This window comes from Okeania sp. SIO2C9 (genome assembly GCF_010672455.1).
GTDB lineage: Bacteria > Cyanobacteriota > Cyanobacteriia > Cyanobacteriales > Microcoleaceae > Okeania.
Genome location: NZ_JAAHGO010000009.1, coordinates 19414 through 33697, shown reverse-complemented (window position 1 = coordinate 33697; position 14284 = coordinate 19414). Strand labels below are relative to the sequence as shown.

General features: G+C 36.5%; 8 protein-coding genes and 1 pseudogene. 3 read left to right on the top strand and 6 right to left on the bottom strand.

Annotated elements, in window-relative coordinates:
- Window positions 1-1343: 1343 nt before the first annotated feature.
- The 4 genes from F6K23_RS08465 to ftsH2 all read right to left on the bottom strand — a co-directional run bounded on the left by F6K23_RS08465 (window position 1344) and on the right by ftsH2 (window position 9004).
- Complete coding sequence (locus tag F6K23_RS08465; RefSeq protein ID WP_293153325.1) at window positions 1344-1802, bottom strand: response regulator; 459 nt, start codon at window positions 1800-1802, stop codon at window positions 1344-1346.
- A gap of 6 nt (window positions 1803-1808) precedes the next feature.
- The gene (locus F6K23_RS08460) at window positions 1809-4064 is read right to left on the bottom strand and encodes an ATP-binding protein (protein ID WP_293153322.1); all 2256 of its coding nucleotides are present in this window, start codon (window positions 4062-4064) and stop codon (window positions 1809-1811) included.
- Window positions 4065-4530: 466 nt separating this feature from the next.
- Window positions 4531-5841, bottom strand: coding sequence for an aminopeptidase P N-terminal domain-containing protein (locus tag F6K23_RS08455; RefSeq protein ID WP_293153319.1), 1311 nt, complete (start codon window positions 5839-5841; stop codon window positions 4531-4533).
- A 1276-nt stretch (window positions 5842-7117) separates the two neighbouring features.
- Window positions 7118-9004: an ATP-dependent zinc metalloprotease FtsH2 gene (gene ftsH2 / locus F6K23_RS08450; RefSeq protein WP_293153316.1), complete on the bottom strand. Its 1887-nt coding sequence runs from the start codon at window positions 9002-9004 to the stop codon at window positions 7118-7120.
- Between the two features lie 1511 nt (window positions 9005-10515).
- Here ftsH2 and F6K23_RS08445 point away from each other — a divergent pair.
- Window positions 10516-11610 (top strand): ParM/StbA family protein, encoded by a 1095-nt coding sequence (locus F6K23_RS08445; RefSeq protein ID WP_293153313.1) that lies wholly within the window; start codon window positions 10516-10518, stop codon window positions 11608-11610.
- Between the two features lie 205 nt (window positions 11611-11815).
- Window positions 11816-12397: a hypothetical protein gene (locus tag F6K23_RS08440; RefSeq protein ID WP_293153310.1), complete on the top strand. Its 582-nt coding sequence runs from the start codon at window positions 11816-11818 to the stop codon at window positions 12395-12397.
- 539 nt (window positions 12398-12936) lie between these two features.
- Here F6K23_RS08440 and F6K23_RS08435 read toward each other — a convergent pair.
- Complete coding sequence (locus F6K23_RS08435) at window positions 12937-13521, bottom strand: PAP/fibrillin family protein (RefSeq protein ID WP_293153307.1); 585 nt, start codon at window positions 13519-13521, stop codon at window positions 12937-12939.
- 227 nt (window positions 13522-13748) lie between these two features.
- Entirely contained in the window at window positions 13749-13940 is a 192-nt protein-coding gene (locus F6K23_RS08430; protein ID WP_293153304.1) for a hypothetical protein, read from the bottom strand.
- A gap of 156 nt (window positions 13941-14096) precedes the next feature.
- Between F6K23_RS08430 and F6K23_RS08425 the strand changes: the two are divergent.
- Window positions 14097-14284, top strand: a pseudogene (locus F6K23_RS08425) (pentapeptide repeat-containing protein); the annotation flags it as partial.

The following is a 14284-nucleotide window of genomic DNA, read 5'->3' as shown; positions in this document are numbered from 1 at the left end:
TAATTAATAATTAATAATTAATAATTAATTGTTGAAGTCTCATTCATGATACTCTATCTGAGAAAAAGAGTAATCATTTAGCTATTATACCAATTTGATCAACGTTTTTTACAAATAGTAGAGACGTTGCATGCAACGTCCGTACGAAAGAAGGAATAAGCAAGAAGGAAGAAGGAATAAATAGGGTTTGCGTATGGAAAGTCTTTTAGTAGGGGTAGGAGACAGGAGACAGGAGACAACCCACCCCTCGCCCCTCCCCCTCCCTGGAGGGGAAGACAGGAGAAATGGCTTGGGAGCGAGGAGGTAGGAGTAATATCAAATCCGGTAGCATCGGTGTTATTCAGTATTAAAGAACTGTAGGGGCGAATGGCCATTCGCCCTTACACATTGTATGACGATCAACAGAATTATATTACTCCGAAGCCAACGGATTTGATATAAGAATTGTAAGAATGATTTTTCTGCCATAATCGTCCCAAAATACTAGCTTTATGCAGCTCAAAAAGCTGAAAAGCTGGCATTTTTTTGTCTAAAAAAATGCTAAAACCTTTATCTTTCAATGCTTTTATATTTAATCAGCAAGCCCTAAATATTGAAAAAAAAGGGAAAACGATAGATATAACCATCTAAAATTAACTGGATAAGTTATTTTTAAGCATATCCGAACGAGATGTACTTTTTATAGCATTCTTTTTTTAAACTGGTATTAGCGGTTAGTTATAAGCAATAAAAATTAATCAGGTAAGCATTATATTTAATTACTAAAATATTAAGATCAGGACTTATATCAAGTCTCATTAGTTAGCCAGAATAAAAAAGTTTTCTCTGATAAATTTATCCCAGATTCCAGATCCAGTGTTCCCTATTCCCTAAAATTTTTATTGTCGGTATTTTAAAGATACATGATATTAAGCATGAGGTACGAAAAACTAGGATTTGAGATGGCTTTCCTGTGGGTCGCTTCGGAGGCAAATACGTTGTAGGTGCTTCAACAATTAATAATGAATAATGAATAATGAATAATTACTTCTCCTTGAAAGAAGAGGATTGACAAAGAGATGAAAATTTTTCTTTATTATCCCCGAAAAAAGGGGAGGCACATACCCACAATTTTTCGGTAAGTCCTAAATATTTAGGGTCTGCTGAAAAAATTGGTTGTGGGGTTAGGAAACGGGGACGCGGAGACGCGGAGACGCGGAGATGGGAGGAACAGGCAACAAGTTTAGACTATTTTTGAAAATACAACAGATTCGGTGGTATATTAGGTAAAAATATTAACGATTAAGTGCGAACATCTTGCACGCCACAGATGTACATCATTGATATGAAATATTCTGTATAATTCAACTATTAGGCAAAATAGCTGTTTCAAACCAATAGGATAAAAAATCTTCTATGTTTTTGCTAAAAGTTTTAAGATTTACTGGTTTTTCCATATAGCTATTCACTCCCTGTTCATAACAAATTTGAATATCTTTAGTATTTGATGAAGTTGAAAATACAACTATAGGGATAATTTTTAATTGTTGATGATTTTTGATAATTTCAATTACTTCTCGTCCATCAGTTCCTGGCAGATTTAAATCTATTAAAATCAGTGTAGGACGAGGAGCTATTTCAGGAGAATATTCTCCTGTCTGGAAAACAAAATCTAACGCGTCATCTCCATCTACACAGTGATATATAGGATACTCAAAACCTTGTTTATTAAGAATTCGGAGCAATGTAGTATAATCTTCTTCACTATCTTCAACTATGAGCAAAGATAAATCTTTTTTTTGTTTATTTAGTAATTCACTCATTGATGATTAATGCTCCGATAATTTAATATAGAATGTTGTTCCTTCTCCATAATTAGACTCCAGCCAAATTTTTCCACCATGACGCTCAATGATTTTTTTGACTATTGTTAAACCTACCCCTGTACCGCCACCAAACTTATCTTTCCCATGTAATCGTTTAAAAAGTTTAAAAATTGTCTCTATATGCTTTTCTCGAATACCTATACCATTATCTTTGATAGATATTATACAGGCAGATTCTTCAGTTGTTTTATAACCAATTTCTACAGTTTTATGAGTTTTTTTATTATATTTAACCGCATTATTGATTAAGTTGCTAAATACTTCTTCCATGAGAATTATGTCACCATAAATTATCGGTAAATTATCCATTTTTATAATTTCAATAGATTCATTAGGTTTACTCATCCTAATAACTTCTGCCACATTTTCAATTAATTCATTCAGATTAATCGGAGCTTTATGAAGTGCTTGACGACCCAAACGGGAAAAAAACAATAAACCATTAATTAAATCTTCCATCCGTTGAGTTAAACGCACCAAAGTATCTAATTTTTGGCGACCATCTTGGTCAAGAATTTCACCATAATCTTCCATCAAAAATGTAGCATAATTATGAATACCTCGTAAAGGTTCTTTTAGATCGTGGGAAGCAATATAAGTAAAAGAATCTAAGTCACTATTACTTTCTTCTAATTCTAGATTTATTTCTGCTAATTTAGCCATTTTACGCATTAAAATCCCCAAAATAGCACTTTTGAGTTCTTGTGCTCCTTCTATTTCATAAGATTGCCAAGGAAGAGAATGACATTCAACTGTTTCGAGCCATTTTGCAAAAGATTTTCGAGGCAAAAGTGTAATGCTACCATCCGATTCAATTTTGCCATGTTTTTGTGGATTTCCAGCCCAATTAACTGTTTGACTTACCTCTGGGCGAAACCATAACACATAATTTTTTTGGACTTTGGTAATTTCTAACACTAATAAACCACTAGCAATCTCTTTAAATTCATTAGCTGGATGATAAACTTTTGGCAAAGAATCTGTGTAATAGATATCAGTCTTTATTTGAGTTATGACCCAATTAAGCAAAGGTTCAATTTCTTCATCTTTGATAGTTTCTCCTATTTTTTGAAGTTCTCCTTCTGCATAAATTATTGCTCCCGTTGCCCCTACTATTGTTAATAATTTTTCTCCAATATTTTTGAAGGCCATCAATAAATTTTCAGATTCAGAAATAGCTGTTATCACCTGAGATTGTATAGATTTTAGAACAACATGATAATCTAAATTATCATGTTGTTCTTTTGTCGTAATATGAATAGACATTACTTGTCCAAAGAAATCACAAACTGTTCGTAAATCGTAGGGAATATATTTAACTGAATAGTGATGACAAGCAATCAATCCCCACAACTTTCCTTCTTTTAATAAAGAGATTGACATAGAGGCTTTTACACCCATATTCTGTAGGTATTCTATATGAATTGGGGAAACACTCCGCAATACAGAAAAGCTTAAATCTAGGGGTTGGTTAGTCAAAGGATTATTTTTAGGAAACAACTCCACAGGTTGATAGTTAATATCTGGAATAATCCGCAGATAGTTAATACTATACAAATGTCGTGATGATTCAGGAATATCACTAGCTGGATAATGCAAACCTAAATAAGGTTCTAAATTTTCTCGTTTAGCTTCGGCAATAACTTCTCCTGAATTATCGACATGAAACTTATATATCATCACCCGGTCTAACCCTGTCAATTGACGAATTTCTTTAACTACAATTGAACAAAGTTCCTGTAAATTGGCAGACTTCTGAATCCGAGTAATAGTGTGGCGAGTGAGTCGATAAAATTGGAAAAAATCTTGTTCTAATTCAATTTTACAAGGTTCAAGTTCTAAAATTACTACTCCATCATTGCGATGTACTATACTGTCAAATAATTTTGTTTCATCCCCACATTTGATAGATAATTTTAGTGGATTTAGATATTCAAAATCTCCTGTTAAACTATTACGTATAGAATCTATTTTTTGAGGTTCTAATAGATATTTGATATTTTGGTTGAGCAAATTTTCAGGGAGAACATCTAACCATTCTTCTGTATTATTACTAACTTGAATAATATCCAATTCTGGTTCTTGCAAAACTAATAATACCCCATGAGGTTGAATCGAACCAGGAATATGAATTTGTTCGCGATCGCAATTAGTTAAATTTACTTTATCTGCTGTTATAATTTCAGTTTTATTGTTCATTACTTCTAGTTTTAAGTTGGTATAAAGAAGGAAGAGAGTTCAAGAATTTAGAATTTATAATTTAGAATTTAGAATTACCGAATAATTAATAATTAATAATTAAATAATTCTGGTTTAAAGCCTCAATTTTTCGGTAATATCATGTCTGGTTGAATACTTACACTTTAGAGGAAGGAAGGCAGAAGGGAAGAAAAGGTTAAAAGGAGTAAGGTTTTTTTATCACTGATTATCCGGACATGATATGACACCAATTTCTATCTATTAATGCTATACTTCAACAGTCAAATATTTACCAAGAATCAAAGTCTTTTTTTGACAATTATTAGTCGGTTAGTATAGATTAAATTTTTCCTACTTTTAACCCCACCTCCCACACTCCCCACACTCCCCACACTCCCCACACTCCCCACACCTCCCACACCTCCCACACTCCCCACACTCCCCACACTCCCCACACCCTGACTATTTAATCCTCTAATTCCTCAACTAATTTCGGAACTCCCGCAGTTAATACTTCATTTCCTTCAGCAGTAACTAAAACATCATCCTCAATTCTGACACCAATTCCACGCCAACGGTCATACACTTCCGGTTGACCTTCAACTGACTTAATATTCGGTCCGATATAAATACCAGGTTCCACAGTTAACACTTGTCCTGGTTGTAAATTTTGCGGTTCTTCTCCCCACTGATAAACACCAACATCATGTACATCTAAACCTAACCAATGTCCGGTTTTATGCATATATAAATGCTTATATTTTTCCTTTTCAATTATTTCGTCAATATTACCTTTTAACAATTTTAAATCAATCAAACCTTCCACTAATACTCGTACTGCTGTATCGTGAAATTGTTTATAAGGATTTCCTGGTTTTACTTCAGCAATTGCTGCTTGTTGCGCTTTTAAAACCAACTCATAAATAATCTTTTGTTCTGGTGTAAACTTGCCACTAATAGGAAAAGTCCGAGTAATATCAGAATTATAATAATTGTAAGCAGCTCCAGCATCAATTAACAACAAATCATTTTCTCGCATTTGCCGATTATTTTCTATGTAATGAAGAATGCAAGAATTAGCACCAGAAGCAACAATAGAAGGATAAGCAGGAGTCGCTCCATGACGAGAAAAAATATACTCCATTTCAGATTGAACTTGATATTCAAACTTCCCCACTTGAGCAAACTTCATCGCATGGTTATGAGCATCAACAGCAATATCAGCAGCTTTGCGCATTTGTTCTAATTCCACATCACTTTTAATCAGACGCATCGGATGTAAAACCGTACCCGCATCTTGAATAGCGATCGGTCCAGTACCAGTTCTCGGATAGACCCGCATCAAATTTTGCCAATGTTTAAGCACTGTTTCATTAAAGTGGCGATCGCGTCCCAAACGATAATATATTTTATCTGCCTTTTTCAAATATCCAGGCAATTTTTGATTCAATTCATTAATAGGAAAAGCTGCATCAGCACCATACTTTTCTTTAGCAGTTTCCACACCAGTGCGATAACCACTCCAAGTCTCTTTTTCCGGGTCCTTTGGTCGGACAAACAGAACAAATTTATGTTTTTCATGGTGTGGTGCAATAACTGCTACAGCTTCCGGTTCATTAAAACCTGTTAAATAAAAAAAATCGCTATCTTGACGATAAGCATATTCTACATCATTGTGCATAACAGCCATTGGCGCACTTCTGAAAATAGCCGTACCATTGCCAATTTTTGCCATTAATTGTTCGCGTCGTTGTTTATATTCTGAGTAATTTGTCATGGTTGATTTGTTATTAGTTAGAAGTAAAAAGGTAAGCATTTCCTCCGGAATGCTGCGCAAACAGCCGTCAGCCATCAGCTATCAGAAGAGTGCTTTTAGTTAACGATAAAAGCTTTATTAATTTTCTTACTACAAAAGTTGACTCCTTTGCCCTTAAAGTCTATCTATATTACAGCGCTTTCTGCTGCCCGTGAGGTACACCCCGAAGCGGGCAAGATGCCCGCACTACAATATTTTCACTATTCATCTTGTACATCATTTGCCAGAAATATGCTGTAATTTAAACGTTATCCTTAAGGAGAGAGTCTTGTTGCTGATAGCTGACAGCTAATAGCTGAATGCTTACGTAAAAAGTTATCAGGAATAATTTAGAAAGAGACGATTTTATCTGTCCAAGGAAATAAATAAAATCAACTTATCTCTAATACCAAATTATTTGTCTTAAGCAACTCTTGCAGTTCTTAACGCAAAGAAAAATAACAGTTATTTTAGATTAAAATTATAATGCAAGATTAACCTAACTTGTCAAAAATATTATGGACAAACTCAAATTAGAATATAGCAATCTCACGGGTTTAGGAAATTACTTCCTATCTTCGCAATGACAAATTTTCAACTGTTTTATACAGCACTTTCCGTTGTTATGAGGTACACCCGCGCGTGCATCTTGCCCGCACTACAATATTTTCACGATTTATCTTGTACATCATTTTCCCGAAATCTGCTGTATATAAAACCAGAGACTAGAAATGCTGAAGTTTATTTTTTTCATTCCCTGAAAACACTTTTCAGATTGATGAATCACATCATCACAACCAAAACTTTGTAGGGACGTTCCATGGAACGTCCCTACTTTGGTCTGCTAAACAGAAACCTGCTTGAGTGCGTAAGTCCTGTTAAATTGACATACTCCCGACGTTGCCCTTACGGGACAACGCGGGATTCTTCAGTCTGGGAAACCCTGACCGCTGTTTAGACAGAGGTGATGTCCTCCCCCTGTGTTGGGCCTTACAATAACAAAATGTACCTAGCTTGTCAAGGGCATATGAACGTTTAGCTTATGAAGGTATCCGAATCTTGGCCTTGGCTTTCCCATACGACGCTCCCCTGCGGGAGAGCGCGGGACTTCCCGCCAGGGAAGTTAACTACTAGCTATCAGCTTTTAAAGTCCGCTGCTTCTATAAGCAGAATTGTTTAGGAGAGGTTTAACCCCTTCTAAACGTTAAAAAAATAATCTTGCTGACTGCTGATTGCTGAGCGCTGACCGCTTCTTTAATTACATGATCGGAACATAACGTTCTTTTTCTGGAACATTAGTGTACTCAGCCACAATTTGTCGGAACTCATCACCATCAATAGTTTCTTTCTCAACGAGCAAATCAACTAAACGATCTATAACAACCCGGTTCTCACGCATTATATTACAAGCGTGTTCATAACAATGTTCAACAATAGTGCGAACTTGATCATCAATACGAGAAGCGATCTCATCAGAATATTCTGAACGAGTCATTAAGTCCCGACCCAAAAACACTTCACTTTGTTGAGTTTCCAGAGACATCGGACCGAGATCAGACATACCATAACGAGTCACCATTTGACGTGCCATCCCCGTAACCTGTTGAAGGTCATTACCAGCACCAGTCGTCACCTCAGCATCACCAAAAATAACCTTCTCAGCAGCGCGACCACCAAGAGCACCAGTAATACGAGCCAAAATTTGTGACCTGGAGATTAAACCTTGGTCTTCACTAGGCATAAACCAGGTGAGACCACGAGCTTGACCACGGGGAATCAAAGTAACTTTTTGCACCGGGTCATGGTCTTTGATCAAAGTACCAACTATCGCATGACCAATTTCGTGATAACCAATTAATCGCTTGCTCTTACCATCCATGAGTGGAGTTCCTTCCATACCTGCAACCACCCGGTCTACAGCATCATCAATTTCCGGCATGGTAATTGCTTCTTTACGACGACGAGCAGTTAGAATTGCAGCTTCATTCAACAAGTTGGCCAAATCTGCACCTGTAAAACCAGGAGTACGACGAGCGATCGCATCTAGAGATACTTCTTCACTTATCTTTTTGTCGCGAGCATGAACTTCCAGAATTGACAAACGACCTTTAATGTCTGGAGCATCAACACCAACTTGACGGTCAAACCTGCCTGGACGTAACAATGCAGAATCTAATACATCAGGGCGGTTAGTAGCAGCAATAATAATGATACCAGTGTTACCCTCAAAACCATCCATCTCTGTCAACAATTGGTTAAGAGTTTGTTCCCTTTCATCGTTACCACCACCGATACCAGCACCACGTTGTCTACCCACCGCATCAATTTCATCAATAAAGATAATACATGGAGCGTTTTCCTTAGCTTTTTTGAAGAGGTCGCGAACGCGGGAAGCACCCACACCCACAAACATTTCCACAAATTCCGAACCAGAAATACTGAAAAATGGAACACCAGCTTCACCAGCGATCGCCTTGGCCAACAAAGTTTTACCAGTTCCCGGAGGACCAACTAAAAGCACACCTTTAGGAATTCGCGCTCCAACTGCAGTAAATCTTTCTGGTTTTTTGAGGAAAGTCACAACTTCTTGTAATTCTTCTTTGGCCTCATCAACTCCAGCCACATCATCAAACAATACACCTGTTTTCGCCTCCATGGAAAAGCGGGCTTTAGACTTACCAAAATTCATTGCTTGTCCAGGACCACCAGGAACATTACTGGAGCGACGGAATAGGAAAAACAGACCGACAATCAATAAAACTGGGAAAATCAAATTTCCTAATAGGCCCCATATCGCCCCTTCATTGCGTGGGGGATGACTGTCAAAGCTGATATTTGCCTCTCGCAGACGAGAAATTAGGTCTGGAGAATTGGCTGGTAAATCTACTCGTAATCGTTGGACCCGATTATCTAGTTCTGGATCGACTGCTTCAACAATAGCTGTACGGCCACCTTCATAAAGGTCTACACTTGTCACTCGGTCTGCTTGTAAGTAGTCCAAGAATCGACCATAGCTCATCCGGGTGCTGGCGGTATTGCTACCCATGTTTGCTACTGTTGGGGAAAATGCCCCTTGCCAGACAAAAAAACCGATGACTAGAGCTGGTAAGCTCCAAAGTACAATTGTTCTCCAAGAAATTTTCATAAATTATTGGCCTCTTTTAGTAAAATTGAATTGAAATAGTTGGTGTAATTTTTTACACTTTTGACATTTTTTCCCACCTGACTTGATTTAAGGCGGAGAGTCCCAAATATCACTATTTGGGTCCTGCTGCCTCTTCCAGAAACCCTAACAATGCAGCTACCTTCTTTGGGGTAAACCATTTCAGATCTAAAGGTTTGCTCCACAGTTAAGCCAGGGCGGTCTTGGGAAGGCAGTGCGGTCTTGGGGTCTCCCCCAAGTGGAGCAACTGCCGTGGTTTCCCCCATCAGCTACTGGCACTGACACCACTAGTCCAGCGGCCAAGAAATACTCATAATCTTAACTAAATGTAACTTAACAATAGACATTAGGGCAACTACTTGGACTTCCAGAACAAATCTCCTGGTATTGAGACAAACAAATTAGTGCCGCTACCCGGAAGTCATGCATCGAGTGTGTAATTCTGAGGTCCCCTCAGAATGTAAGACGCACATCTGACAGTCAAAAGTATTGATTGGTAAGGCTTTTAGGATTTTGTAACTGGTTAGTTATTTCTGCCATCCTGCATTAGGGGACTAGAAATTCCTTTAGAGTTATCCCCGATGGAAGCAATCTTAGGCTAGGGTTAGCAATATATATATAGATGGAGAGAATACTGAAATTCTCTGTTTTGATGAAAAAATAACTGAAGGATATGATCAAGAATATTAAAAAGGAAGTATTAATTTAAGGTTAAATCTCTAAATGAATCAGGAATGGACGCAAATTTACTTTTAAACCACCATCTGTAGGGGTAAATGGTATTCACCATCCCTATATGTAGAGTCTCTGCCTAAGTCCTGTGAATATTAAGTCATTTTCTCAGAAGTAGGGAATTACTCTAGTTCCCTAGATGTTTCACTTACCTTAAGAAGTGAAGTGACGCACGGTCAAAAAATCAACTTTTTTCCTCTTCCTTTTCCTTTATATGTGCTAAACATTTTTAACTTAAGATGCTAAGTTCATGGAAAGTTATTTTAATTAACTTAGAAATTCTGATAACAATTCTTGCAAAGTTTCATTAACTTGTTTAATTAATGGAGGGAGCTTCGTGAAACGATGCTTTAATCATAATTTTGATCGGACTAATATCTAATATTATATTTAATTAGCTATATGTCCTCGGCTCAAAAGAATAGGTTTGACCAAAAAGCTATCTAGAGAAAGTCTGAAAATCTCCACCTTTCGATCGCTCGGTTGAAAATAATCCCTTGTTAAAACAAGTGTGAAATAGAGGAAGGTGTCACACCTGATATGGGAGTCTCCCCGTACTGCAGAAGTGAAGGTGTAAAAGTATAGAGTGTGTATTCTCCAGTTGACTGAAACTTCTGAAAGTACTTTACTTCTACCTTCTATGTTAATTTTATTCAGCGATTTTATTCGCTTAATACCGTAGGTCTTAATTCATCTATAACTTAGGATTTTTAACAACGGTAGTATTTTGATTTAAAAGTTTAGTGAGGTAATACAGCCTAATGGTTATTAAACAGCCAGCAGCAGCAGCAATGCTGACCCAGAAACCACCTAGTGTGGGTAAAAAAACAATCCTGAGTGTGGACTTAGGACGGACAGCTAGTAAAGCTTGTGTTAGTCGGACCCCAAATGGTGTAGTTTTTATTCCAGCTAATGTCAAACAATTAAGTTTAGAACAGGTCAGATCGGGTAATTTTGAGTCTAAACCTACAGACCCACTATTAGATATGTGGCTAGAATATCAAGGTTCTGGATACGCTGTAGGTCAGTTGGCTGCTGATTTCGGGGCCAATCTATTCGGTGATGAACGCTCTTTTGCCAAGTCCAAAGTCGAGGATGCTCTAATTAAAATCTTGGCCTGTGCTGGTTATTTTCAGCTCAAAGGCGAATTTTCAGTTGTGATGGGTTTACCATTTTATTCCCAAGAGCAATTTGAAAAGGAAAAGGAACAGATTGTTAGTCAATTACAATGTCCTCATAAAATGTCTTATCGAGGTAGCGAACCTACCGAAATTAGAATTAATAAGGTTTGGGTCATGCCAGAGGGATATGGTAGTTTGCTATGGTGTGAAGCTAACAATGGCAAGGAATTTAAGCCAGAGTTACCCAAACTATCTCTTGCTATTGTTGATATTGGCCATCAAACTACAGACTTCTTAATGGTAGACCGTTTTCGGTTTGCTAGAGCTGCTTCTAAGAGTGAACCTTTTGCCATGAGCCAATTTTATGAAGATGTGGCTTCTAAGATTGAGGGAGCAGATGCTCAGTCTTTGTATTTGCTAGAAGCAGTCCATAAACCAGAAGGCCAGCGTTCCTATCGTCCCAGAGGAGCGACAAAACCAATTAATCTTGATGGTGTTGTCCCTGAGTTGCGTAAAGTTTTTGCAACTAAACTCTGTGACCGTTTGATTAAGTGGCTACCAGAAAGGGTGACAGATGTTGTTATGACTGGCGGTGGTGCAGATTTTTTCCAGGAAGATTTGGAAAGGTTATTACAAGAGGCAGGTCTCAATGCTCATTTAGCTCAACCACCTAGAGAAGCAAATGCTCTGGGACAATATATTTATGGAGAGGCTCAACTAGCAATATCTAGATAAGTTTTAACATCACAAAGATATTTGAGGTTGTACAATCTAAGCATTTTTAGATAACCTCAGGTGCTAAAATCTAGTTTATATATAATTGAGTATAGCACTGAGGTTCCTGTGTAGTTTTTTCTATATCTGGAAGTAAAAAATAACGGGGCACAGTAGAAAATAAATTTTCTCTGTCCCCGTGTTAAGTTAACAAAAATATTACCTGATGCTTTGGGAAAAAAATCAGAAAAAAGAAGTCTTTTTTACCGAAGAGGCAGCAGATAAGCAATTATTGGTAGCTATAGAAAAAGAGTTAAATTCTCAAAAATATCGAACTTTTAGCAATCTTTGTAAACAAGCTCTGTGGCAATTTTTGGATGTATCTTCATCATCGACAGAATTAGCTAAATCTGCGTCTAATTTACAACGGCTAGAGCACAGAATTTATGAGAAGCTTACCAAACATTTTTCTGAGTTAGAAACAAAATTGGTTTCTGATGAATTTAATACATCTAATGACAAATCTCAATCAAATGAAAGTGAGTTAAAAAAACACTTGAATCAATTGCATCAACAGTTGGCTCAAATCCAATTAAATTTAGATGCTAAATTCATCGAAGTTATGGAGACTTTTAAGACAGAGTTGTCACGGATAGAAATACCTATTACTAAATCAGCCCAAGAAGAGTCAGAAGAATTAACTCCTACTAATACTAAACCAACAGAAGAAGATTTATCTGTTCAACAATCTACAACTGATGCAGATCCTTTATTGCAGCGCTTAAGTTCTCTGTTAGAAGAGTTCTAATTAATTATGCTTCAATATATCTTTATTCACAAAGATAATGCCCACCAATTTGAGTGAGTAATGGCAAAATAGTCAAGGCAAAGAAGTAGAGAAGCAAGAAAAAAAAGAAACTAATGTACATAGATTAAGTACCAAATAAGATTGGAGAAACTATCGAACTGCATAACTTGCCAATTTCCTTTTCATAGCATTCTTTTTGATGATTGGTACTAATATAGTCTTCGGAAATTAGTTATTGTAGGAAGACCGAGTCAATAAAAAGCAAGGATTAGAGTGGGAATTATCTGGGGATATTCCGGCATTTTATGTCTGCATTGAATGGAAATAAAAAGTGCAATAACTGTATAGCCGGATTTCATATAAGAGGCAGACAAATAAATTTGGAGACTATTTTACGAATGCTTTGATTTTTGACATAAGGTATAGTGGATTTCAGAATTAAAAATAATCGATAAATTATAAATAAAGTAAAAATAATTTTTAGATATTTGAACTGTATTCCTCATCATTCACAAAAATTAGTTAGTATATTACCTTAATTAAACTTTAGTTAGTACAAATACATTGCCTTGATTGCCTCTTCCAATGCGTAAATCTTCATCTAAATATGTAATATCTAACCATCCCTTTTGTTCTCGGTTTTGTATACTAAAATCAACAGCAGTAAATTTTTTCCCTGATTCTATTTCGGCAATTAATCTATTAGGTGATTGATAACCTATTAAACTTTGTAAACCTAAAATTGAACGATTAAATTTAACATTTACTCGCTTTTCGGAAACAGCTTCAAACTGAGCAACAACACTAACTATTCCTTCTAATAAAGGCAAACCAGATACTTCAGCAATATTATAGATTGCTGTATCTTGGACTCGGATACATTGATAAATCTCCCCTAGTTTCAGGAAAGGAAAACTATCAATGCGTAGTAATTCTTGACTGGTAGTATAAAGTAATCGCCAATTGCCATTTAATAGTTCTTTTGCTTCAAAGGGACAAGGGTTTGGATTGTAATCTTCTACTTGAGCGATCGCTGCTAGAATTACTTGTTGGTCATTTTTACTTGCTAGTAAACCACGATTTTTGCCTGTAAGTGTTTCTATTAATCTGGATTTATAAATCATAATTTTTGTTTATTGTCAATCTGCGTTGATTCTAAGCTGACAATTTTCATTTATTTGCAGAAGAAGAAAATTTCAAAAACATTCTTCGGGTATCCGGGTCTTAAGCAATTTTAACGATATCCTTAACAGTAGCAAAAAATTTGGATCGGCTTACTACTTGAGATTGATTTTACTTTGTTTGAATGAATCTAAAAATTTTATATTTTAGATTATTTTTTGGTGCCAAATTATCCATCTTGTTCTTTTTCAACCTCTGAAATTCTCTTTTCCCTGATAGGTTCCCATCTTACAGGAGGTGCAAATAAGGTTTGATAGGGATTCTCACCCCTATCGACAGCATTGTAACCTACTGTAGGGGGAAATGGCCATTCGTCCCTACTACTGACTACTTCTTCAAGATTTGATGCAAGTAAATTCATCTAATCTGTTAAACAAGGACAGGAAAAACATTTATATATATTATTTGCTGGCAAATTTAAAACAAAATCCCCTAAAATCCAAGAGACCGGATAGAGGAGATGAGTAAATCTAAAGATATTAGGATAGACTTACTAAAATTTCTTGACTGAGGATATATGGAAGAAAAACAACAAATAAACGAGCCATCACAACCTGTAGTGCCACAACCAACTACGGTACAGGAAACAGTAAATCCACAACCTGTAGTGCCACAACCAACTACGGTACAGGAAACAGTAAATCCACAACCTGTAGTGCCACAACCAACTACGGTACAGGAAACAGTAAATCCACAACCTGTAGT